Genomic DNA, 22,944 nt, shown 5'->3' with positions numbered 1-22,944 from the left:
AGGAGTTCGGGGCCACGTCAAGATCTGGATGTCACGGTTCGATAACGGTCGATCCGGTCACGGACGACGCAGCAGGTAGGTGTCCATCACCCAGCCCTTGCGCTCGCGCGCGGCCGCCCGCACCGCGGCGATCTCGTCGACCACGTCGGCGAGCTTCCCGGCGACCAGCAGCTCGGCCTCGGTGCCGAGGTAGGCGCCCCAGTAGATGTCGAGGTCGAGGTCGAGGTAGGCCCGGCAGGCCAGCTCGCTGTCCAGCATCACGACGACGTCGTCGGCGTTGGGCGGGAACTCCTGGGCCAGCCGGCGACCGGTGGTCAGGTGCACGGCCCCGCCGACGCGGTTGAGCAGGATCCGGTGCCGGGCGGTGAGCGCCTGCACAGCGGTGATGCCGGGGACGACGTCCCACTCGATCTCCAGCTCGCCGGCCGCGGCGATCTCCTCCAGCACCCGGATGGTGCCGTCGTAGAGCGACGGATCGCCCCAGACGAGGAAGCCGCCGGTCCCGCCGTCGGGCACCTCCTCGGCGATCGCCCGCTGGAGCAGGACGGCGCGGTCGGTGCGCCAGTCGTCGACCGCCCGGGTGTAGCGCTGCTCGGCGGCGACCGACGCCGGGTCCCGGTCCCGCTCGGGGTCGCTGAGCTCCACGAAGCGGTAGGCACCCTCGACGAACCGCTCGCAGACCGCCCGGCGGGCCGCGGTGAGGTCGGCGGTGGCCGGGCCCTTGTCCAGGACGAGGAACACGTCGACCTCGTTGAGCGCGCGGACGGCGCCGACGGTGACGAAGTCGGGGTCGCCCGCCCCGATGCCGATGACCAGCAGACGTCGCATGCCGGCCAGCCAATCAGACGCCCACGGCGGCGGGTTGGTCCGCGGTGGGAGGTGCGGGACCATGGGGCCATGCGCTTCCTGGACGACCGGCGACCGGCGACCGACCTCACGTACGCGGACGTCTTCATGGTCCCCAACGCCTCGACCATCGGGTCGCGGCTCGAGGTCGACCTGACCACGCCGGACCGGGTGGGCACCACCATCCCGGTCGTGGTGGCCAACATGACTGCCATCTCCGGCCGCCGGATGGCCGAGACCATCGCCCGCCGGGGCGGCCTGGCCGTGATCCCGCAGGACATCCCGGTCGACGTGGTCGGCGAGGTGGTGAGCTGGGTCAAGGCGCGGCACACCGTCTACGACACCCCGATCACGCTGGCCCCCACCGCGACCGTGGCCGAGGCGCTGCAGCTGCTCACCAAGCGCGCGCACGGCGTGCTGGTCGTGGTGGACGGCGGCCGGCCGGTCGGCGTGGTCACCGACGGCGCGTGCCAGGGCGTGGACCGGTTCACCCAGCTGTCCGAGGTCATGGCCCCCGACCCGCTGACCGTCCCGGCCGGCACCGACCTGGCCAAGGTCTTCGACGTGCTGTCCGAGGCCCGGGTGAACGCCGCCCCGGTCGTGGACGGCGACCAGCTGGTCGGCGTCGTCACCCGCAAGGGCGCGCTGCGCTCGGCGCTGTACACCCCGGCCCTCGACGCGGCCGGCAAGCTGCTGACGTCGGCGGCGGTCGGCATCAACGGCGACGTCGCCGGCAAGGCCGAGGCGCTGCTCGCCCACGGCGTCGACGTCCTCGTCGTGGACACCGCGCACGGCCACCAGGCCAAGGCCGTCGAGGCGGTGCGGGCCGCGCGCTCGGTGGCCGGCTCGGTGCCGATCGTCGCCGGCAACGTGGTCACCGCCGGCGGCACCCGGGACCTCATCGAGGCCGGCGCGGACGTCGTCAAGGTCGGCGTCGGCCCCGGCGCCATGTGCACCACCCGGATGATGACCGGCGTCGGCCGGCCGCAGTTCTCCGCCGTCGAGGAGTGCGCGGCCGCCGCGCGCGAGGCCGGCAAGCACGTCTGGGCCGACGGCGGCGTCCGGCACCCCCGCGACATCGCCCTGGCGCTGGCCGCGGGTGCGGCCAGCGTGATGGTCGGCTCCTGGTTCGCCGGCACGTACGAGAGCGCCGGCGACGTCCACGAGGACGGCACGGGCCGGTTGTACAAGGAGAGCTTCGGGATGGCGTCGGCCCGCGCGGTCAAGGCCCGGACGTCGACCCAGTCCGGCTTCGACCGAGCGCGGGCGGCCCTGTTCGAGGAGGGCATCAGCTCCTCGCGGATGTACCTGGACCCCGCCCGCCCCGGCGTGGAGGACCTGGTCGACCAGATCGTGGCCGGCGTCCGCTCGTCGTGCACCTACGCCGGGGCCCGGACCGTCGACGAGCTGCACGAGCGGGCGGTGCTCGGGGTGCAGTCCGCGGCCGGCTACGAGGAGGGCCGCCCGCTGCCGACCAGCTGGTGAGGGCTCTCCCCCTCGCGGAGTTCGAGGACCTGGTCGCCGATGCGCTGGACCAGGTCCCGGCCGAGCTGATGGACCTCGTCGACAACGTCGTCGTCCTGGTCGAGGACCGCAACCCCGACGAGCCGACCCTGCTGGGTCTCTACGAGGGCTATGCACTCACCGAGCGGTCGTGGGACCTGTCCGGCCAGCTGCCCGACCGGATCATGGTCTACCGCGAGGCGATCTGCGACGTCTGCGAGACCGCCGCGCAGGTGGCCGAGGAGGTCACCATCACGGTGGTGCACGAGATCGCGCACCACTTCGGCATCGACGAGGCCACCCTCCACCGCCTCGGCTGGGGATAAGGACCTCCAGCACGTCACCATTGCTCTCATGTCCGACGACGCCCGGTTGCCGATCAAGATGCTGCACGACCGACTGCTGGTCTCCCTGCGCAAGGATGACGGCGACCGGCGCAGCACCGGCGGCATCCTCATCCCGGCCACCGCGCAGATCGCCAAGCGGCTGGTGTGGGGCGAGGCGCGCGGGGTGGGCAGCAACGTCCGGCAGGTCAAGGTCGGCGACCGGGTGCTGTTCTCCCCCGAGGATCAGCACGAGGTCGAGGTGCACGGAGAGGAGCTGCTGATCCTGCGGGAGCGCGACGTGCACGCGGTCGCCGCCGAGCGGATCGAGGAGTCGACCGGTCTCTACCTGTGAATCCGTGACCGCCTCGCCACGCGATGTGGTCGTGGGGGGTTGCGCCCGCTCCCGGCATCAGCAGACTGGGGAGCTGTGGCCGACGCAGGGAGACCGGGCGGATCAGCCCGCCGACCCCTCCCGCAGCCTGGCCACCCACTCCTGGGCGTCGGCGAACGCCCCGTCGGCGAAGCGCTCGTGCACCGGCGCGGCCGCGCGGCCGTCGGCCCGCGGGTAGGAGCCCTGGAAGCGGACCTCGTCGCACAGCCGGTGCAGCGCGACCAGTGCGTCGCCCACCCGGCGGTCGGAGACGTGGCCCTCGCAGTCCACGGAGAAGGAGTAGACGCCCAGCCGTTCGCGGGTGGGCCGGGACTCCAGCCGGGTCAGGCTGATCCCGCGCGAGGCGAACTCGGTCAGCAGGTCGAGCAGGACGCCGGTGCGGTCGGCCACGAAGCAGGTCAGCGTCGTCTTGTCCGCCCCGGTCGGGGCGGGGAGCCGGCCCGGTCGCTCCACCTGCACGAACCGGGTGACCGCCCCGGGGGTGTCGGCCAGGCCGGTGCCGACCACGTCCAGGCCGTAGCGCGCGGCGGCGATCTCGGGGCAGATGGCCGCGTCGTGGGCGCCCTCGGCGACCAGCCGGGCGGCGTCGGCGGTGGACGCGGCCGGGACCACCTCGGCGCCGGGCAGGTGGGCCGCGACCCAGCCCCGGGTCTGCGCCAGCGCGTGTGGGTGGCTGGCCACCCGGCGCACGTCGCCGCGGCCGACGCCGGGCCGCGTGGCCAGCACGAAGTCCACCTCGAGGAACACCTCGCGGGTGATCACCAGGGGGTCCCCGGCGGCCAGCCCGTCGATGGTCGGGCTGACCGAGCCCTCGACCGAGTTCTCCAGCGGCACGAACGCCGCGTCCACCTCGCCGGAGCGGGCCATCGCCAGGGCGGCCGGCACGCTGGGGGCCGGCACCGTCTCCCCCTCGGAGTGGGTGCCGAGACTGTGGAGTGCCGCTTCGGTGAAGGTACCCTCGGGCCCCAGGAAGGCGATGCTCGACGGAATCGACCCAGCGGGCTGAGCAGGCATTCGACGAGGGTAGTGCGGCCAGTGCGGACCACGTGTCCGCCCTGGGGGGAGACGCATCGCCACCGAACGGACGGCGACGTGCGCCGTCCCCCAGGCGAGCGGAGGACGGCGTGACCACCGGCAGCCCTCCCCTCGTCGACGAGGCTGCCCTCTCCGGGCTGCGCTGGGACCTGCTCACGGCCAGCGACCAGGACGACGCGCACTCCTTCACCGACCTGCTGACCGCCGTCGAGGACCACCTGTCGGCCGCCGCGGACCCCCGCTGGCAGGCGTGGTCGCACGCCTTCACCGCCCGCCGCGCGCTCGCCGAGCACGACACCGAGGGCGCCGGCCACCAGGTGGTCGCCGCCCGCGCCGCCGCCGAGGACTGCCCGGCCGACGCCGAGCGCGCCCTGCTGCTGGCCTACCTGTCCTACCTCGAGGTGACCGGCAACCGGTTCGAGGTCGCGCTGCACCTGGCCGTGGACGCCAGCCTGCTCACCGACCAGGTCCCCGCCGACACCCCCAGCCGCGCGCTGCACCAGGCCCACCACTGGCTCTCCCTCGCCCTGACCCGGCTGGACCTCGAGGAGCTCGCGGTCGCCCAGGCGCTGCGCGGGCACCGGGTCGCCGCGGCGCTCGAGGACGTCCCCGCCCGCTGGCAGCTGCTGCGGCTGTGCGCCCAGCAGCACGCCGAGCTGGCCCAGACCGTGCACCGCCGCGGCGACGAGGACCGCGCCGCCCGGCTCGCCGCGGTGGCCCTGCGCTGCTCGTTCTCCGCCACCGAGCTGGGCGCGGAGAGCGACTGGGAGCCACCCGACGCCGAGGCCGACCTGCTCGCCGTCGTCCACGGCTGGGCGCTGACCCTCGCCGGGGACCTCGAGGACACCCTGCCGGCCCTGCGCCGGGTGCGGGACCGGATCGCCGCCGAGGGCGGTCCGTGGCTGCGCGGCTACGCCGACCTGGCGCTGTCCCGGCTGCTGTCCCGGATCGCCGGACCGCCCGACGCGATGGGGCCGCACGCCGAGGAGGCCGCCGAGCTGCTGCACGCCGCGGCCACCGCGTTCGCCGGCGTCGGCGACCAGCGGCGCTACCGGCAGTGCCTGCTCGAGCTGGGCCGGTCGACCGCCGCGCTGGGCCGGGCGTCGGAGGCCCTGCACTGGCTGGAGGCCTACCGGGCCGACACCGTGCGCATGCACCACCGCAGCCGCGAGCTGTGGGCCGAGATGTTCGTCCGGCGCAGCCGGCTGCGCGAGGCCGAGCGGCAGACCGCGCTCATGCGCCGGCACGCGCTCGAGGACCCGCTGACCGGGCTGGGCAACCGGCGCAGCGCCGAGCGCCGGCTGGCCGAGCTGGACACCGCCGACGCACCGGTGGCCCTCGCCGTGGTCGACATCGACCGGTTCAAGGAAGTCAACGACCGCCACTCGCACCTGCACGGGGACGCCGTCCTGCGCCGGCTCGCCGACCTGCTGCGGGTGCACTGCCGCACCGGCGACGAGGTCTACCGCTGGGCCGGCGACGAGTTCCTCGTGGTGCTGCCCGCGGCGCAGGAGGCCCAGGCGGTGATCGCCATGGAGCGCCTGCGCGCCGCCGTGGTGGCCTGCGACTGGCGCGAGCTCGAGCTGGACGGCGACGTCACCGTCAGCATCGGCATCGCGACCTCGCACCCGAGCGCGCCGCGCACCTGGCGCGAGCTCTTCGACGACGCCGACCTGCACCTGTTCACCGCCAAGCGCTCGGGCCGCGACCGGGTCCGGACCTCGACGCCGGACGGCGAGGGCGCCGCGGCGACCACCGGCCCGCACACCTCGGTGGACGACCTGGTCGTGGAGCTGCTGGGCGCCCGCCGCCCGCGCACGCCCGGCTGGGCCTTCGCCCCCGACGACGAGCTCGACGGCGACGCCGTCCCGTGACTCCGGTGGGGCGTGCGGGACCGGTGGGGCGCCGGTGACCCGCCGGGCGGGTCGCCCCCGGCGCGCCCCCGACGGAACAGGTGACAGAACGCATCCAGACGTGCACAGTGCGCTCGTGCCACCCGGGATCCTGCACGAGCGGGTCAGCTCAGCGCTGACCAACTGGCACCTCGACGTCGCCGAGTCCTTGCTCGCCGACGCCGATGCCGACCCCGGTCCGGCGGCGACCGCCGGCGCACCGCTGACCTCGCTGTCCCGGGCCTGGGCGGACACGCTGCGCGCCGAGCTGCTGGTCCGCCGGCTGCGCATGGCCGGGCTGACGCTGCTCGGCGACCCCATCGACGACGCCACGACCCCGGTGCCGGCCGAGCCGACCGCGGACGAGGCGGCGACCGGCGCCGAGCTGGGCACCCGCTCGCAGACCGCCGACGACGCCGCCACGGCCATCGCGCTGGTCCGCTCCGCCCGCGCCGCCTTCGACGCCGCCGACGACGACCTGCAGCGCGCGGCCGGCCTGGCCCGGCACGCCCGCATCGAGCTGCTGTCCCGCCGGGTGGACGCCGCCATGGACGAGGCGGTCGAGGCCGCCAGCCTGCTCGACCCCGCCCTGGTCGCCAGCCCCCTGCTGGTGCACACCCTGGGCGCCCTCTCCGGGGTGCTGGCCGACCTGGAGCTCATGCCGCTGGCCCTGGACTACCAGCGCCGGGCGCACCACACCGCGCTGCGGCTGGCCGAGGACGAGCCGGGCCCTGCGTCGCTGGCCCTGGTCGGGGACAGCGCCTCCCGGCTGGCCGCGCTGTGCGCGGAGGTCGGCGAGGGGCTGCTGGACGACGGCATCGCCGACGCCGCCGACCCGCACTTCACCCAGGCCCGCACCCTCGCCGTCGAGACCCTCGCCGGGCTCCCCGCCGACGACCCGCACCGGCCCACCGCCGAGGTCGTGCTGGGCGCGGCACTGGTCGGGCTGGGCGAGCACGACGCCGCGGTCACCGCACTGCAGCGGGTGGTCGGCCAGATCCCCGCCGAGCAGGACCGCGCCCTGCTCGCCTCGGCCGAGCTGGCCCTGGGCCGCGCGCTGCGTCGCCAGGGCAACGGCACCGCCGCCGACGACCACCTGGCCCACGCCCTCGCGCTGTCCACCGAGCACGGCCTCCCCCGCCTCCGCCGGGCCGCCCTGCGGGAGCTGTGCACGCTGCACGCCGACCTGGACGACGCCGCCCGTGCCCTGCCCTACCTGCAGGCCTACCTGGCCGACGAGCTGGACCGGGTCGACGAGCGGCGCACCCGCTGGGTCGAGCTGTTCGGCCGCCGCAAGAGCCTGCTGGAGACCGAGCGGGCCGCCGGCCAGCTGCGCCGCCAGGCCTACGAGGACCCGCTGACCCATCTCCCCAACCGGCGCTACGCCGAGGGCCGCCTGGACGGCCTGCTGGCCGCCGGCGCCGCCCCCGCGCTGGCCGTCGTGGACATCGACCACTTCAAGTCGATCAACGACGCCGCCGGCCACCCCGGTGGCGACGCCGTCCTGCGCGCGGTGGCCCAGCTGCTGGTCGACGGCGTCCGGGACACCGACGAGGTCTGCCGGTGGGCCGGTGACGAGTTCGTCATCCTGCTGCCCGACACCACCGCCGAGCAGGGCGAGCGGGCGATGGAGCGGATCCGGTCCTCGATCGCGACCAACGACTGGTCGGCGCTGGGCGTCGACGTCCCGGTCACGATCAGCGCGGGCATCGCCTCGGCGGCCCGCGGCGACGACCGGCGCACCCTGTTCGCCGCGGCCGACGGCGTGCTCTACGACGCCAAGCGCAGCGGCCGGGACCGCGTCGTCCGGTTGTCCGGGGTGACCCAGACCCGGGCCGAGGACGGCCCGCCGGAGCCCCCGCGGCCGGCCGCGCCGGTCTTCGAGGGCGAGCTGCTGGAGTCCGACACGGCCCCGGCCGGTGACGGGGAGTCGCCGGAAGCGCCGGTTACCGTCACGGACGTGACGCAGCAGCCCCCCGTGGACCCGACCCCGGCCCGGCCGACCGACATCCTGTTCGGCGACGACCCGCGACCGGTGCCGACGCCGCGGAACGAGGAGGACGACGCGGCCGGCGGCTTCGGCCGGCTGCTCGTCGAGCCCGTCCCCGCCCCCGGTGGGCCCCGGCCCATGCGCACCGGCCGGGTCGTGGGACCGGCCGAGGACGCGGCCACCCCCGACGACGGTGCCCAGGTCGCCGCGACCCGCAGCCCGGTCACCTCGGCCGGCCCCGAGGTCGTCCGCGGTGCCGGCCGGACCACCGAGCAGGTCCTGGCCCTGGTGCGCGAGGCCCGTCGCGAGCACCCCGACCGCCCGGCGGTCGTCGTGGGCGCCGGCGCCGAGACCCTGGTCGCCCTGGCCAGCGAGCACGACGCCTACACGACGATGGACCACACGGCGATGGCCGCCGCGGTGGGCCCGCTGCCCGAGCCGCGCGGCCGGGTCGCGGTGCTGTGCGCCGGGTCCGGCGACGCGCCGGTCGCCGCCGAGGTGGCCTTCGTCGCCCGGGTGACCGGCACCGAGGCGGTCCGGGTGGACGACGTGGGCGGCAGCCGGCTGCAGGCCCTGCTGGCCGACGGCTCGCTGCTGGCCGACGTCGACTGCGTCGTCGTGGTCGCCGGGCTGGACGCCGCCCTGGCCACCACGATCGGCGGGCTGACCGAGGTCCCGGTCGTCGCCGTCCCCACCTCGACCGGGCAGGCCGGCGGGTTCGGCGGCATCGGTGCCCTGCTGACGATGCTGAACTCCGGCGGGGCCGGTGTCGTGGTCTCCGGCATCGACAACGGCTACGCCGCCGGGGTGTTCGCCGCCCGCATCGCCCGTCGCTGACCGGGCCGGGGCGCCGCGTGGTCTAGGGTGTCGTCCGGAGAAGGGGAGTAGCCCCCCGTCCGCTGGTCGACATGCTGGTGCCCCCGGGCACCCGGTCAGCGGGTCCGGTGCGAGTGCCGGATGGGCGAGACCTTCGACTGGAGCAGCCCATCCGTGGCGCTGCCGGTCGGAGGCTGCGTGCCCTCGCCCGGCCGCGCCGAGCACAGAAGAGAGCCCCTCGTGGTCCTGTCGGTCATCGCTGCCGCGTTCATCCTGATCCTCCCGGTCGAGCTGCCGGACAAGACCCTGTTCGCCACCCTGATCCTGGCCACCCGGTTCGCCCCGCTCCCGGTGTTCGTCGGCGTCGGGACGGCGTTCGCGGTGCAGGTGGCGATCGCGGTCACCGCCGGCTCGCTGCTGTCGCTGCTGCCGGCGGCGCTGGTGAGCGGGATCGTGGCGCTGCTGTTCGTCGTCGGGGCCGTGCTGCTGTGGCGCAGCGCCCAGGAGGGCCCCGAGGACGGCGGCCAGGCCGCCGAGCAGCGCGAGCAGGTGCCCTTCCTCAAGGCCGCCGCGATCTCCTTCGGCGTGCTGTTCGCCGCCGAGTGGGGCGACCTGTCCCAGCTGGCCACCGCCGGGCTCGCCGCCCGCTACGACGCCCCGGTGTCGGTGTTCATCGGTTCCTGGGCGGCACTGCTGGTCGTCTCCGGGCTCGCGGTCTTCCTGGGCAGGAAGCTCGCCGACCGGCTGCCGATCCCGCTGATCCGCCGGGTCGCGGCCGGGCTGTTCCTGGTCTTCGCGGTGATCGCCGTGGTGGAGACGGTCCGCGCGCTGGCCGGCTGAGCCACCCCTCCGGGGGTGATGCGTCCGATCCTGTCTCAGGGACCGGGCCCGGGTTGTCGACCTCTGCAGCACAGGACCCCGCCCGAGCGGCCAGGGGCGGTGCGACGAGGACGGACGACAGCTGTGACGCTCACCGACGGATGGGCCCTCGTGGACGACTGCGCGCTGCGCGCCCGCCAGCACCAGGTGCTGGTCGACGTCGACCTGCTCGACTTCCCGGGCGACGCCGAGCTCGACGCGGTGACCCGGGTGGCGGCCCTGATGACCGGCACCTCGACGGCCACGGTGAACCTGCTGGACACCGAGCGCCAGTGCCAGCCCTCCACCGTCGGGTTCCTCGGCGGGGACAGCGCGCGCGACCTGTCGATCTGCCACCGCGCGAGCCGGATCGGTGGGGTCGTCATGGTCCACGACTGCGCCGAGGACGCCCGCTTCTCCGACCTGCCCTGGGTCGACGGCCGGTGGGCCTCGGTGCGGATGTACGCCAGCGCGCCGCTGGTCGTCGACGGCGTCCCGATCGGGACGCTGTGCGTGTTCGACGAGCAGCCCGGCACGTTGGGGCAGGAGCAGCTCGACGGGCTGGCCGACCTGGCCCACGTCGTCGTCGCCCTGCTGGAGCGCCGACGGGCCAACCGCTTCAGCGAGGCCGCCCGCACCGAGCTGGCCCGCGCCCACGAGGAGCTGGTGGCCGCCCAGGCCTTCGACCGGGCGCTGCTGGAGGCCCTGCCGCTGGGCATCGTGGTCGGCGGTGCCGACCACCGGGTCTCGCGGTACAACGAGGTCAGCCGGCGCTGGTACGGCTCCGAGGTCGGCACCTCGGTCGCCCCCGCGGAGCTGCCGGACGCCTGCGCGCTGTACCAGCCCGACGGCTGCACGCCGATGCCGGCGGACCAGACGCCCCTGTCCCGGGTGTTCGCGGAGGGGCGGATCGCCGACGCCGAGATGGTCATCCACCCGGCCGGCTCGGAGCCGCGCACCGTCTCCTGCTCCGGCACCGAGGTGCGCGGGCCCGGCGGAGAGGTCCTGGGCGCCGTCGTCGCGATGGCCGACATCACCGCCCAGCGCGCCCTGGAGGAGCAACTGCGCACCGCTGCCCTGCACGACGTGCTCACCGGTCTGCCGAACCGGAGCCTGCTGGTCGACCGGTTGGCGCACGCGCTGGCCGCCGCCGGGCGGTCCGGCGAGCAGGTCGCCGTCCTCTACTGCGACCTGGACGGCTTCAAGGCGGTCAACGACGGCCACGGGCACGCCGCCGGGGACGAGGTGCTCACCCAGGCCGCCCGCCGGTTGTCGCACGCGGTCCGGCCCGGGGACACCGTCGCCCGGATCGGCGGCGACGAGTTCGTGCTGGTCTGCGCGGGCATGGGCACCGACGGCGCCGCGGACGCCATCGCCGCCCGGGTGGCCGCGGCCATGGCCGAGCCCATCCGGGCCGCCGGGGTCGAGCACACCGTCGGGATCAGCACGGGTACCGCGCTGAGCGGGCCGGACTCCACCCCGGAGACCATGCTCACCGCCGCGGACGAGGCCATGTACCGGGTCAAGCGTGCCCGCCGGGGCCCGTCCCGCCGGGGCTGACCGCCCCAGGGGCTAGTCGCCGGGGGTGGTGCGGCGCTCGGCCATCGCGGCCAGCCGCGACAGCGCCTCGGTGTTCCGGCGGGCCAGCACGGCGTCGGCCAGCGGGTTGTCCAGGATCTTGCCGGGCCCGCTGACCGGCGCCTCGGTCATCGTGACCCGGGTGCCGCCGTCCTCGCTGCGCAGGTCGAGCTCCACCCGCGCGGCGCCGAACGGCCGGCCCTTGGCCAGCAGCACGAGGCGGCTGGCCGGCTTCGAGACCTCGACGACGGCCTCGTCGTCGAGGGTGACCGGCCAGGTGCCCTGGCTGTGGTGCAGCTTCGCGCCGGCCGCGGGCCACGCCTCCTCGACCGCGCGCATGTGCGAGGCACCGACCACCCAGTTGCTGTAGCTCCAGCCGTCGGCGAGGACGTCCCAGACGGCGGTGGGCGGGGCGGCGACGTGCCGGGAGACGGTGGCCATGCGCCCATCCTCCCGAGGCCGGACCCGTTCCGCACCGGCAGCGCCGCTTGCGCTGGTCAGGCGTTCCCGCAGGCCCACGGCCAGTCCGGCGACGGTGAGCCGGTCGGCTGCACCACCCAGGACCCGGGCCAGCGTGCGGTGCCGGACGCCGCCCAGCCGCAGCCGGAGCTGGACCCGGGTGCCGGTGCCCTCGGGGCGCAGCGCGATCGCCCAGCTGAGCCGGACGTGGTCCCGGGTCGAGATGTGCACGAGCGCGTGCGGCGGGCTCATCTCGTGCGCGGTGAAGGTGGCCTCCCGGCCGCCCCAGTCGGGGATCGTGTCGCCGACCCGCAGGTCCAGCAGCGCGGGGTCCAGGTGCCGCCGTCCGCGCCGGGACGGCGGGGTGACCGCCTCGAACCAGCGCGGCAGGTAGTAGCCGCCGCGCCGCTTGCCCAGCTGCACGAACCAGGGCCAGACGTCGGCCGGGGGCGCGGGCAGCGAGAAGGCGGTGTCCATGACCACCTCGGCGCCGGGGACGACGTCGTCCCCGGGCAGGACCGCGGCGCGCTCGGCGGCGGTCGGGCGGATGCTCACCCCGGCACGTTCGCGCGCAGCTCGGCCAGCCAGAGGGCGGCGGAGCCGTCCGAGGGGGCGCGCCAGTCACCGCGCGGGGACAGCGACCCGCCGGCGCTCACCTTCGGCCCGTTGGGCATCGCCGACCGCTTGAACTGGCTGAACCCGAAGAAGCGCTGGCAGAACACCTCGAGCCAGTGCCGGATCTCGGGCAGGTCGTAGGCGACCCGCTTGGTCTCCGGGTGGCCGTGCGGCCAGTCGCCGGCAGCGGCGTCCCGCCAGGCGTGCCAGGCGAGGAAGGCGATCTTCGAGGGCCGGAACCCGTACCGGAGCACGTGGAAGAGGGTGAAGTCCTGCAGCGCGTAGGGGCCGACGCTGGCCTCGGTGGACTGCGCGGTCTCCCCCGGCACCAGCTCGGGGCTGATCTCGGTGTCCACGATCGACTGCAGCGTGGCGCCGACCTCGGCGTCGAACTGCTGGGTGCCGATCACCCAGCGGATGAGGTGCTGGATGAAGGTCTTCGGGATGCCGCCGTTGACGTTGTAGTGGCTCATCTGGTCGCCGACGCCGTAGGTGGACCAGCCCAGCGCCAGCTCGGACAGGTCACCGGTGCCCAGCACGATGCCGCCGCGCTGGTTGGCGATCCGGAACAGGTAGTCGGTGCGCAGGCCGGCCTGCACGTTCTCGAAGGTGACGTCGTAGACCGGCTCGCCGTCGGCGAACGGGTGGTCGATCTCGTCGAGCATCAGCCGGGCGGTGGGCTGGATGTCCAGCTCCGCCGCGGTCACGCCCAGCGCGCGCATGAGCGCCCAGGCGTTGCCCTTGGTGTGGTCGCTGGTGGCGAAGCCGGGCAGCGTGAAGGCCAGGATGTCGCTGCGCGGGCGCCCGGCCTTGTCCATCACCTGGGCGGCGACGATCAGCGCGTGGGTGGAGTCCAGCCCGCCGGAGACGCCGATGACGATCTTCGGGTCGCCGATCGCGGACAGCCGCTGGGCCAGGCCGGCGACCTGGATGTTGTAGGCCTCGTAGCAGTCCTGCTCCAGCCGGGCGTCGTCGCTGGGGACGAACGGGAACCGCTCCAGCTCCCGGCGCAGGCCCAGGTCGGCGTCCGGCGGGTCGAGGGTGAACTCGACCGTCCGCACCTGCGGTGCGTGGTGCCGGCGGTTGTCGTCGAAGGTGCCCATCCGGGCGCGCTCCTGGCGGAGCAGGTCCAGGTCGACGTCGGCCACCGCGCGCCGGTCGCCGTCGGGGAAGCGGTCGGTCTCGGCCAGCAGGACGCCGTTCTCGTAGACCAGCGTCTGGCCGTCCCAGGACAGGTCGGTGGTCGACTCCCCCTCGCCGGCCGCGGCGTAGACGTAGGCGGCCAGGCAGCGGGACGACGCACTCCGCACCAGCAGCCGACGGTCCTCGGCGCGACCCACGGTGATCGGCGAGCCGGACAGGTTCACCAGCACGGTGGCGCCGGCCAGCGCGGCCTCGGCGCTGGGCGGGATCGGCACCCACATGTCCTCGCAGACCTCGGCGTGCAGCACCAGGCCGGGCACGTCGGTGGCGGCGAAGAGGAGGTCGGGGCCGAACGGGACCTTCTCCCCGTTGATCGTGGTCTCGCCGGTCTGGTCGTCGCCGGGGGCGAGCTGGCGGCGCTCGTAGAACTCCCGGTAGGTCGGCAGGTAGGACTTCGGCGCGACGCCCAGCACCCGCCCGCGGTGGACGACGACCGCGGCGTTGTAGATCCGGTTGAGGTGCCGCAGCGGGGCGCCGACGACCAGCACCGGCAGCAGGTCGCGGCTGCCCTCGACGACCGTCGCCAGCGCGGCCTCGACGGCGTCCAGCAGCGGGTCCTGCAGCAGCAGGTCCTCGATGGAGTAGCCGGACAGCGTCAGCTCGGGGAACACCGCGACGGCGACGCCGTCCTCGTGGCAGGCCCGGGCCTGGCGCAGCACGTTCTCCGCGTTCGCCGCCGGGTCGGCCAGCGCCGTGCGCTGCGTGCACGCCGCCACGCGCGCGAAGCCGTGCCGGTAGACCGAGCTGAACCCCATGGTGATCAGTGTCCCGCCTCCCGGCCCCCGCCGTCCCGCGGCCCTCCCCCGCCCGGGTGGGTAGCGATGATCAGGGGGGTGCACGATGGTCCGTCCTCCTGCACCAGATCTGGTGCGGGAGGACGCAATCCTGCGCACCCCCCTGATCCACGCTGGGGTCAGAAGGGGGCGGTGCCGTCGCGGTCGGTGAAGGTGCCGGTCGGGCCGTCGGCGCCCTGCAGCGCCAGCGCGACGACGGCGTCGGTGCCCTCGGTGACCGTCTGCGGCCCGCTGTTCGCGTTCAGGTCGGTGGCCGTGTAGCCGGGGTCGGCGGCGTTGACCCGGATGCCGGGCAGCGCCTTGGCGTACTGCACGGTCAGCATCGTGACCGCGGACTTGGACGCGGTGTACAGCGGCGCGACCACCGTGGACTCGATCCGCGACGCGTCGTGCACGGCGTGGAACGACCCCAGACCGCTGGTCACGTTGACGATGGCCGGGGCCGCCGAGCCGCGCAGCAGCGGGAGGAAGGCCGACGTCGTCCGGACGATCCCGGCGACGTTGGTGTCGAGCACGGTGAGCGCGTCGGCGCCGGTGAGCTCGGCGGGGTCCGTGTGCGGGCCGGCGATCCCGGCGTTGTTGACGAGCACGTCCAGCCCGCCCGCGGCGCCGACGGTCTGCGCCGCGGCGGCGACGGAGGCGTCGTCGGTGACGTCGAGCTGGACGAAGCGGGCGCCGAGCTCGTCGGCGGCCTGCCGGCCGCGGGTCTCGTCGCGGGCGCCGATCCACACGGTGTGGCCCTCGGCGAGGAGGCGGCGGGCGGTCTCGCGACCCAGGCCCTTGTTGCCGCCGGTGATCAGTGTCGTGGTCATGGCTCCCACTGTGCGTCGGTCCCAGCGGCCGCGCGTGGCCCGGCGCAGCCTGTGGAGTGCCGGTACCAGGCTGCGCGGCCCCGACCGGGCGACACTGGTCCCGTGACCGACGCGCACGGAGAACTCGGCTCGCTGCTGCGGTCCTGGCGCGACCGACGCTCCCCCGCCGACGTGGGGACGCCGACCTACGGCGTGCGCCGTGCCGCCGGGCTGCGGCGCGAGGAGCTGGCGGCGCTCGCCGGGGTGAGCGTGGACTACGTCGTCCGGCTCGAGCAGGGCCGGGCCCGGACGCCGTCCGCGCAGGTGGTGGCCGCCCTCGGCCGGGCACTGCAGCTGGACCGCCACGAGCAGGACCACCTGTACCGGCTGGCCGGCCTGCAGCCGCCCGGCGAGGCGCTGGTGGGCACGCACATCCCGCCCGGGGTGCAGCGGCTGGTGTCCCGGATGGGCGACAACCCGATCGCGGTGTTCACCGCAGCGTGGGACCTGCTGACCTGGAGCCCGACCTGGGCTGCGCTGTTCGGCGAGCCCGCCGGCCGCACCGCGTGGCAGCGCAACCTGGTCGCGCAGGCCTTCCTGGCCGACGCGGCGGTCGGGCAGGTCGGCCGCGCCCGGTACCCCGACGGCGGGGCGGGGTTCCGCGCGTCGCTGGTGGCCGACCTGCGGCGGACCCAGGGCCGGCACCCGCACGACCCGTCGCTGCGGGCGCTGATCGAGCGGCTGCAGAGCGGCAGCCCGGAGTTCGCGCAGCTGTGGCGCAGCGGTGCGGTCGGGGAGCACCTGTCGGAGCAGAAGACGATCGACCACCCGGTGGTCGGCGCGGTCGAGGTGGACTGCGACGTGTTCACCGTCAGCGGGTCCGAGCTGCGGATCGTGACGATGACCGCCGCGACCGGGACGCCGGCGGCCGAGAAGCTGGACTTCCTGCGGGTCTCCGGGGTCAACTCGGTCGCCTGAGACCCCGGCGGGGTGCTTGGGTGCCCGGCATGGCTGCTGCGTTCAGGGACCTGTGCATCGACGCCCGCGACCACCAGGCGCTGGCCGACTGGTGGTGCTCGGCGATGGGGTACGTCCGCAAGGACGCGGCCCAGCCCGACCCGGACGACGACTGGACCCGCCCGGTGGACTGGCCGGTGCCGATCGTCGACCCCGCCGGACACGGCACCCTGATCTGGGTGGTGCCGGTGCCGGAGGAGAAGGTGGTGAAGAACCGCGTGCACTGGGACGTCGTCGGGTCCGTCGAGGAGCTGCTCGCGCAGGGGGCCACGCTGGTGCGCGGCAACGACCGCCCGGCCGACGGCGCGGACACCGACCCCACCACCGGGGCCATCGAGTGGGACGTGCTCGCCGACCCCGAGGGCAACGAGTTCTGCGTCTTCACCCCCCAGCCCTGACGCGTCGAGTGTGCAACCACTGCTGCCTACGGACCCGTGGCACCGCGCTGGTTGCACACTCGGTGAAGCCGGGCTGGTAGACAGCGGCGTGCTCGAGATGCGACCCGGCTGCGAGTGCTGCGACGTCGACCTGCCGCCGTCGTCGACCGACGCCTGGATCTGCTCCTTCGAGTGCACCTGGTGCACCGCGTGCGCGACCGACGTCCTGCACGGGCGGTGCCGCAACTGCGGCGGCGACCTCACCCTCCGGCCCACCCGCGCGCCGGAGAAGCTGGCCGCCGCACCCGCCGGCACGACCCGGGTGCACGCGCCCGACTGCCGCTGAGGACCCGAGGGGCACGATGCGGGCATGAGCGAGCACGCGGGCGAGCGCCCCCTCGAGGCCGGCATCCGCACCGACCTCCGGCAGACGATGAGCTACGGGGCCTACCTCGACCTCGACCGGCTGCTCTCGTCCCAGCACCCGGTCAGCCGGCCCGAGCACCACGACGAGCTGCTGTTCATCATCCAGCACCAGACCACCGAGCTCTGGTTCAAGCTGGTGCTCCACGAGCTGCGCGCGGTCCGCGACCACCTCGACGCCGACGACCCCGCGCGCGCCCGCAAGGGCCTGGCCCGGGTCAAGCACATCTTCCGCACGCTGGCCGAGCAGTGGTCGGTGCTGGCCACCCTCACCCCCAGCGAGTACGCCGAGTTCCGCGGCTCCCTCGGCAGCTCCTCGGGGTTCCAGTCCCACCAGTACCGGGCCGTCGAGTTCATCCTCGGCAACAAGAACGCCGCGATGCTGAAGGTCTTCGACTCGGCCCCCGAGGGGCAGGCCGTGCTCGCCGAGCTGCTGGACTCCCCCACCGTCTACGACGCGTTCCTGGCCCACCTCGCCCGCCGGGGCCACGCCGTCCCCGACGAGGTGCTGCACCGCGACGTCCGGCAGGCCTGGACGATGCACGCCGACCTGGTCCCGGTCCTGCGGGCGATCTACGACGACACCGAGGCGCACTGGCCCGACTACGCCACCTGCGAGGACCTCGTCGACATCGAGGACGCCTTCCAGTTCTGGCGGTTCCGGCACCTGCGCACCGTGCAGCGCACGATCGGGTTCACCACCGGCACCGGCGGCAGCTCCGGGGCGGCCTTCCTGCGCCGGGCGCTGGACCTGACCTTCTCCCCCGAGCTCTACGAGGTCCGCACCGGCATCGGCGCCCCCGCCCAGGTGCCCCCCCCCGCCGCGGTGTGATCAGGTGGGACGGCCCGGCCGTCAGTCGGTGAGCCGGTGCAGGCTGTCGGGCAGCTCCCGGGCGTGCAGCACGGCCAGCCGCTGGGTGGCCCTGGTCAGCGCGACGTAGAGGTCGGAGTCCCCGCGCACGCCCTCGGCCAGCACGGCGGCCGGCTCGACCAGCACCACGGAGTCGAACTCCAGGCCCTTGGCCTCGGCCGGGCGCAGCAGCACGGGGCCGGCCGAGGAGTCGGCGTCCGCGCCCGCGGTCGCCCCCGGCAGGACGGCGACCGCGCCGTCGAACAGCGACGGCGGCACGATCACCGCCGTCGTCCCGCCCTTGCCCGCCAGGTCCGCGGTCACCTCGGCCACCCGGTCCAGCAGGTCCCCGGCCGCCACCCGCTCCGCCCGCGGGTGCTCCCCGCTGCTGCGCACCGACGTCGGCGCCTGCAGCTGCGAGCCCGAGGCGGCCAGCACGTCGGCGGCGACCTCCATGATCTCGGTCGGCGTGCGGTAGTTGACCGTCAGCACCGCCTGCCGCCACTGCGTCCGCGCGTGCGGGGTGAGCACGTCGGCCCAGCTCAGCGCCCCGCCCAGGGTGCCGGTCTGGGCCAGGTCGCCGACCACCGTCATCGACAGCGTCGGGCACTTGCGGGCCAGCACCCGCCACGCCATCGCCGACAGCTCCTGCGCCTCGTCGACCACGACGTGCCCGAACGTCCAGGTCCGGTCGGCCGCGGCCCGCTCGGCGGTGGACCGGTAGTCGGCCTCCTCCTCGCGCGCGGCCAGCCCGGCGGCGTCCAGCAGGTCGCCGGCCATCAGCTCCTCGGACTCCTCGTCGTCGTCCGCGTCGTGCGACCGCGACCCGTGCAGCAGGTCCAGCACCCGCTGCGCCTCGTCCACCCCGGCCTGCCGGCGGCGCGCGGCCGCGGCCCGCTCCGCGGAGTCGTCGACGCCGAGCAGCTCGTCGGCCTCCTCGAGCAGCGGGACGTCGGACACCGTCCACGGCGCCCCCCGGTCGCGCACCAGCAGCGCCCGCTCGGCGTCGGTGAGCCCGCGCGCCGCCCGGGCCAGCCGCTCGGGCGAGGAGAACAGGTCGCGCAGCAGGTGCTCGGGCGTGAGCAGCGGCCACAGCTCCTCGACCAGGTCGGCCACCGCGGGCTCCCCGGCGATCTCCCGGCGCAGCGCGCGCCGGTCCTCGGCGTCCAGCAGGTTCTCCCCGCCGCGGACGTCGGAGCCCAGCCGGTCGGCCAGCCGCTGGGCGATGAGGTCCACCAGCCCCCGGTAGAACGCCGGCCGCGCCAGGTTGTGCAGCCGGGAGGCCCGCCGCGCCTGGGTGCGCACCCGGGCGACGTCCCCGGCGCGCAGCCGGATCCGCTCCCGGTCGACGACCACCTCCCGGGTGCCGCGCAGCACGCCCTGCCGGTCCTTGACCGCGGCCGAGACCACCTCGGCCATCGCCAGCCGGCCCTTGACCTCGGCGACCTCGGGGGCGTCCACCACCGTCGTCGAGAGGCCCGGCCGCAGCTGCCCCAGCCCGGCCATGACCACGCCGGTCTCGCCGAGGGCGGGCAGCACGTCGGCGATGTAGCGCAGGAACGTCGGGGTCGGCCCGACGACGAGCAGCCCGCTGCGGGCCAGCCGGTCGCGGTGCGTGTAGAGCAGGAACGCGGCGCGGTGCAGCGCGACGGCGGTCTTGCCGGTCCCCGGCCCGCCCTGGACGACGAGGATGCCGCGGGCGTCCGAGCGGATGATCGTGTCCTGCTCGGCCTGGATGGTCCGCACGATGTCGGTCATCCGGCCGGTCCGCTCGGCGGTCAGCGCCCGCAGCAGCGCGGCCTCGCCGGTCAGCCCGCGGTCGTCGGCCTCCTCGCCCTCGGCGAGCACCAGCACCTCGTCGTCGACCCCGGTGACCCGCCGGCCCGCCGTCCGGATGTGCCGGCGGCGGGCGATGCCCTCGGGCCGGAACGGGGTCGCGGTGTAGAACGGCCGGCTGGCCGGGGCCCGCCAGTCCACCAGCGCAGGGTCGCCGCCGGCGTCGTCGGCGGGCAGCCCGGTCCGCCCGACGTACAGCGGCTGCTCGACCTCCGTGCGGTCCAGCCGGCCGAGCACCAGGCCGGCCTCGGCGGCGTCCAGCTGCACGATCCGGGTGCCGTGGAAGCGGACCGCGGCCTCCTTCTCGCCCATGGCCTGCGGGTTGTCCACCAGCGGTGCGGAGATGGCCTGCTGCCGGCGGGTCACCGCCAGCTCGCGGGCGGCGTCCAACCGGGCGTAGAGACCGGTGACGTGCTGCTGCTCCTCGGCGAGGCGGGGGTCGGTGCTCGGCACGTGCAGTTCTCCTCCGGTGGGGCGGGCCCGTCGAAGGTAGTCGGGTCCCGCCCACCGCGTCGGTCAGCCGGTCGCGACCCGCCCCAGGACGGCGTCCAGCGCACCGGCCAGCCAGGTCCGGGCGTCGTCGGCCGAGGCCGGCGGTGCCGCGTGCCGGGCCGCGACGTAGAGGTCCGGGCGGACCAGCAGGACGCCGCCGTCGCCGATCTCGCGCAGGTCGGCCCAGGTGCCGTACGGGTCGTCGACCGGCAGGCCCGGCCCGATCGCGACCGGCGTGATCTCCAGCCCGCGCTCGGCGCCGAGGGCAGCGGCGGCCTCGATCCAGGACTCCCCGCCGACCCCGGTGACCACGGCGAACCTGCCCTTGCCGGCCAGGTCCAGCGTGGAGACCTCGCGGCCGCCGCGGGTGACCCAGGTGTGCGGCAGCTTGGCGCCGGGCCAGGTGGTGGCCTGGGCGTAGAGCTGGGCGTCCCGTCGGTACTCCGGCATTGGCGTCCCGTCCGGGACCACCGCGGCCGAGGCGTAGCGCTGGTTGTGCTCGACGCCGTGCGCGTCGAACTCGTAGGCCTTGTAGGCGATCGCCTCGCGGACGGCGGCCCGGATCCGGTCGCCCTCGGGGCCCGGCGCCCGGCGCAGCGCGAGCTGGCGGTCCAGCGCCTCGGTGTCGGTGGTGTCGGTCAGCTCGAACGCGGCCATGATCCGGCCGGTGTCGGCGATCGACTGGTTGGCCCGCTCCACGATCTGCCGCGCGATCGGGGCCCGCTCGGCGTCGTAGGAGTCCAGCAGGGCCGGGTCCGCCGTCCCCGCGACCACATGGGCGAGCTTCCAGGCCAGGTTGTAGGCGTCCTGGATCGAGGTGTTGGAGCCCAGGCCGTTGGTCGGCGGGTGCCGGTGGATGGCGTCGCCGGCGCAGAACACGCGGCCCTTCGAGATCGTGGTCGCGAAGTGGTGGTTGACCGTCCAGGGTGAGCCCTTCAGGACCTCCATCTCGAAGTCGTCGGTGCCCACCAGGCCCACGGCCAGCTCGCGGACGAACTCGTCGGTCAGCTCCGGCGGGCCGTCGGCGACCGCGTAGCCCCACATGAGCATCCACTCGGTCCAGGGCTTGATCATCCGGAGCACGCCCAGGCCCACGCCCTCCTTCTCCGCGCCCGGCTGCAGCATCCAGTAGAGGACCGACGGCCGGTGCTCGACCAGGTGGGTCAGGTCGGCCCGGAACACGATGCCCAGCGCACCGCCCACCGCACCGGGGCCCTCGTAGGGCAGCTCCAGGTCGGCGGCCACCTGGCTGCGCGCGCCGTCGGCGCCGACCAGGTAGCGCGAGCGGATCTCGTACTCCAGGCCGGTGAGCCGGTCGCGCACGGTGGTGGTGACGCCCTCGTCGTCCTGCACGTGGCGCACGTACTCGGTGTCGAACCGGACGGTCGCGCCGCGGTCCTGGGCGGCCTTCACGATCACCGGCTCGGTGATCGTCTGCGGCGCGTCGAGCATCGTGCACGGGCTGGCGTGGGCGTAGTCGGCGTGCCGGACGACGTCGGTCCCCCACGACGGGATCCGGCCCAGCTCCTCACCGGCCAGCGAGGTGCAGAAGGTCGTCGTCCCCATCAGTTCCCACGGGGTGGCCAGCGCCATCAGCGTCTGCTCGACGCCCATGTCGCGCAGGGTCTCCAGCGCCCGCTGGTTGGTGATGTGCGCCCGCGGCTCCTGCGAGAGCCGCGAGTACTTGGTCACGACGAGCACGCGGGTGCCGTAGGTGGCCAGGAACAGGGCGCTGGCGGCCCCGGCCGGGCCGGAACCCACCACCAGGACGTCGGTCTCCACGGGCACGGGGGCACTCCTCTGCGGTGAGGTGACCGCGATCACGGCCGACCGCGACACTGGTTGAACGCTCGACCACTGTCAAGGTCGACCTAGATGAGTAAGTCCGAATGACACGGGTGTGATTTCAGGGCGGAGGGTGCTGGGGTACGGGTTGTGACGACCGACCTCAACACCCTCCTGACCTCACTCTATGTCCGCATCGACGACTACCTGGGCCCTCGCTCACGTGTGGGGCGCCCTCCGCGGCTGACCGACGCCGAGCTGCTCACCTTGGCCGTGGCCCAAGCGCTACTGGGAGTCCATTCCGAGGCCCGCTGGCTGCGGCAGGTCCCGGCTGCACTGCCCGGTGCGTTCCCCTACCTGCCCGAGCAGTCCGGTTACAACAAGCGGCTGCGTGGGGCGTTACCGCTGCTCAAGCGGCTGATCCGGGTCCTGGCCACCGACACCGACCTGTGGGCCGACCCGGTGTGGCTGGTGGACTCCACCCCGGTGGAGTGCGCCCGATCCCGGCCCACCGTGCGGCGCTCGGAGCTGGCCGGGGTCGCCGGCTACGGCTACTGCGCCAGCCACTCCCGCTGGTTCTGGGGCCTACGCCTGCACCTGGTGTGTACCCCGGCCGGACTCCCGGTCACCTGGGCGCTGGCCGATCCCAAGATCGATGAACGTCAGGTGCTGATGTGCGTCCTGGACTACGACGGTGACCTGATCACCGAACGGCCCGGGCTACTGGTGCTGGCCGACAAGGGCTACATCTCCGCCGAACTGGACGACTACCTGCACGCCCGCGGCGCCGACCTACTGCGCCCCTCCTACCGCAACCGCCCACCACGCCCCGGCCAGCACCTGCTCAAACCGGTCCGACAACTGGTCGAATCGGTCTTCGACACCCTCAAAGGCCAGCTCGACCTGGAACTCCACGGCGGTCGCACCCTCACCGGTGTCACCGCACGCATCGCTCAACGACTGCTGGCCCTGACCGCCGCGATCTGGCACAACCGCGCCACCGGCCAACCAGTCACAAGATCACTGATCGCCTACGACCACTGATCCAATCGGACTTACTCATCTAG

The 22,944-nt window shown here is 74.7% G+C and carries 19 protein-coding genes; 12 read left to right on the top strand and 7 right to left on the bottom strand.

Annotated features, from left to right (window positions below; all coding sequences use genetic code 11):
* Nucleotides 1–57: 57 nt before the first annotated feature.
* Nucleotides 58–828, bottom strand: a complete 771-nt coding sequence (gene cobF, locus LFA75_RS12945) for a precorrin-6A synthase (deacetylating) (RefSeq protein ID WP_225234043.1) — start codon at nucleotides 826–828, stop codon at nucleotides 58–60.
* 69 nt (nucleotides 829–897) lie between these two features.
* Between cobF and LFA75_RS12940 the strand changes: the two genes are divergently transcribed.
* The 3 genes from LFA75_RS12940 to LFA75_RS12930 are packed head-to-tail and all read left to right on the top strand — an operon-like array spanning nucleotide 898 to nucleotide 3,027.
* Nucleotides 898–2,331 (top strand): GuaB1 family IMP dehydrogenase-related protein, encoded by a 1,434-nt coding sequence (locus tag LFA75_RS12940; protein ID WP_225234042.1) that lies wholly within the window; start codon nucleotides 898–900, stop codon nucleotides 2,329–2,331.
* On the top strand, nucleotides 2,328–2,675 hold the full coding sequence (locus LFA75_RS12935) for a metallopeptidase family protein (protein ID WP_225234041.1): 348 nt from the start codon (nucleotides 2,328–2,330) through the stop codon (nucleotides 2,673–2,675). The genes LFA75_RS12940 and LFA75_RS12935 overlap by 4 nt, the downstream gene beginning before the upstream one ends.
* 28 nt (nucleotides 2,676–2,703) lie before the next feature.
* A complete protein-coding gene (locus tag LFA75_RS12930) occupies nucleotides 2,704–3,027 on the top strand; it encodes a GroES family chaperonin (RefSeq protein WP_225234040.1) in 324 nt (107 codons plus the stop codon).
* A 102-nt stretch (nucleotides 3,028–3,129) separates the two neighbouring features.
* Here the strand turns inward: LFA75_RS12930 and pheA are convergent, their stop codons facing one another.
* Nucleotides 3,130–4,080, bottom strand: coding sequence for a prephenate dehydratase (gene pheA / locus LFA75_RS12925; protein ID WP_225234039.1), 951 nt, complete (start codon nucleotides 4,078–4,080; stop codon nucleotides 3,130–3,132).
* A 110-nt stretch (nucleotides 4,081–4,190) separates the two neighbouring features.
* On the opposite strand from pheA, the gene LFA75_RS12920 reads away from it, so the two are divergent.
* From LFA75_RS12920 to LFA75_RS12905, 4 genes are all read left to right on the top strand, one after another.
* Nucleotides 4,191–5,975 carry a GGDEF domain-containing protein gene (locus LFA75_RS12920; protein WP_225234038.1) on the top strand — a complete coding sequence of 595 codons (1,785 nt, stop codon included), beginning with the start codon at nucleotides 4,191–4,193 and terminating at the stop codon, nucleotides 5,973–5,975.
* 115 nt (nucleotides 5,976–6,090) lie between these two features.
* Nucleotides 6,091–8,820 carry a diguanylate cyclase domain-containing protein gene (locus tag LFA75_RS12915; protein ID WP_225234037.1) on the top strand — a complete coding sequence of 910 codons (2,730 nt, stop codon included), beginning with the start codon at nucleotides 6,091–6,093 and terminating at the stop codon, nucleotides 8,818–8,820.
* Nucleotides 8,821–8,997: 177 nt separating this feature from the next.
* Complete coding sequence (locus LFA75_RS12910) at nucleotides 8,998–9,639, top strand: TMEM165/GDT1 family protein (RefSeq protein WP_225234036.1); 642 nt, start codon at nucleotides 8,998–9,000, stop codon at nucleotides 9,637–9,639.
* A 123-nt stretch (nucleotides 9,640–9,762) separates the two neighbouring features.
* A complete protein-coding gene (locus LFA75_RS12905; RefSeq protein WP_225234035.1) occupies nucleotides 9,763–11,217 on the top strand; it encodes a diguanylate cyclase domain-containing protein in 1,455 nt (484 codons plus the stop codon).
* Nucleotides 11,218–11,229: 12 nt separating this feature from the next.
* Here LFA75_RS12905 and LFA75_RS12900 read toward each other — a convergent pair whose 3' ends face one another.
* The 3 genes from LFA75_RS12900 to LFA75_RS12890 all read right to left on the bottom strand — a co-directional run bounded on the left by LFA75_RS12900 (nucleotide 11,230) and on the right by LFA75_RS12890 (nucleotide 15,118).
* Complete coding sequence (locus LFA75_RS12900; RefSeq protein WP_225234034.1) at nucleotides 11,230–12,249, bottom strand: SRPBCC family protein; 1,020 nt, start codon at nucleotides 12,247–12,249, stop codon at nucleotides 11,230–11,232.
* Complete coding sequence (locus tag LFA75_RS12895) at nucleotides 12,246–14,267, bottom strand: NAD(+) synthase (RefSeq protein ID WP_225234033.1); 2,022 nt, start codon at nucleotides 14,265–14,267, stop codon at nucleotides 12,246–12,248. Before LFA75_RS12895 ends, LFA75_RS12900 begins: the two co-directional genes overlap by 4 nt.
* A gap of 158 nt (nucleotides 14,268–14,425) precedes the next feature.
* Nucleotides 14,426–15,118 carry an SDR family NAD(P)-dependent oxidoreductase gene (locus LFA75_RS12890; protein WP_225234032.1) on the bottom strand — a complete coding sequence of 231 codons (693 nt, stop codon included), beginning with the start codon at nucleotides 15,116–15,118 and terminating at the stop codon, nucleotides 14,426–14,428.
* Between the two features lie 102 nt (nucleotides 15,119–15,220).
* Between LFA75_RS12890 and LFA75_RS12885 the strand changes: the two genes are divergently transcribed.
* From LFA75_RS12885 to LFA75_RS12870, 4 genes are all read left to right on the top strand, one after another.
* Nucleotides 15,221–16,075, top strand: a complete 855-nt coding sequence (locus tag LFA75_RS12885; protein ID WP_225234031.1) for a helix-turn-helix transcriptional regulator — start codon at nucleotides 15,221–15,223, stop codon at nucleotides 16,073–16,075.
* Between the two features lie 29 nt (nucleotides 16,076–16,104).
* Nucleotides 16,105–16,512 carry a VOC family protein gene (locus tag LFA75_RS12880; RefSeq protein WP_225234030.1) on the top strand — a complete coding sequence of 136 codons (408 nt, stop codon included), beginning with the start codon at nucleotides 16,105–16,107 and terminating at the stop codon, nucleotides 16,510–16,512.
* A 97-nt stretch (nucleotides 16,513–16,609) separates the two neighbouring features.
* Nucleotides 16,610–16,837: a DUF1272 domain-containing protein gene (locus LFA75_RS12875; RefSeq protein WP_225236055.1), complete on the top strand. Its 228-nt coding sequence runs from the start codon at nucleotides 16,610–16,612 to the stop codon at nucleotides 16,835–16,837.
* Between the two features lie 24 nt (nucleotides 16,838–16,861).
* Nucleotides 16,862–17,746 (top strand): tryptophan 2,3-dioxygenase, encoded by an 885-nt coding sequence (locus LFA75_RS12870; protein ID WP_225234029.1) that lies wholly within the window; start codon nucleotides 16,862–16,864, stop codon nucleotides 17,744–17,746.
* Nucleotides 17,747–17,767: 21 nt separating this feature from the next.
* On the opposite strand, the gene LFA75_RS12865 is transcribed toward LFA75_RS12870, so the two are convergent.
* Nucleotides 17,768–20,053 (bottom strand): HelD family protein, encoded by a 2,286-nt coding sequence (locus tag LFA75_RS12865; RefSeq protein ID WP_225234028.1) that lies wholly within the window; start codon nucleotides 20,051–20,053, stop codon nucleotides 17,768–17,770.
* 63 nt (nucleotides 20,054–20,116) lie between these two features.
* Nucleotides 20,117–21,880, bottom strand: coding sequence for an FAD-dependent oxidoreductase (locus LFA75_RS12860; RefSeq protein ID WP_225234027.1), 1,764 nt, complete (start codon nucleotides 21,878–21,880; stop codon nucleotides 20,117–20,119).
* Nucleotides 21,881–22,027: 147 nt separating this feature from the next.
* On the opposite strand from LFA75_RS12860, the gene LFA75_RS12855 reads away from it, so the two are divergent.
* Nucleotides 22,028–22,921, top strand: a complete 894-nt coding sequence (locus LFA75_RS12855; protein WP_225232589.1) for an IS982 family transposase — start codon at nucleotides 22,028–22,030, stop codon at nucleotides 22,919–22,921.
* Nucleotides 22,922–22,944: the final 23 nt, after the last annotated feature.

It is taken from the genome of Klenkia terrae (assembly GCF_900491935.1).
In the GTDB taxonomy this organism is placed as follows: domain Bacteria; phylum Actinomycetota; class Actinomycetes; order Mycobacteriales; family Geodermatophilaceae; genus Klenkia; species Klenkia terrae.
The sequence above is the reverse complement of the archived record's forward strand: the minus strand, read 5'-3'. Positions and strand labels throughout refer to the sequence as shown.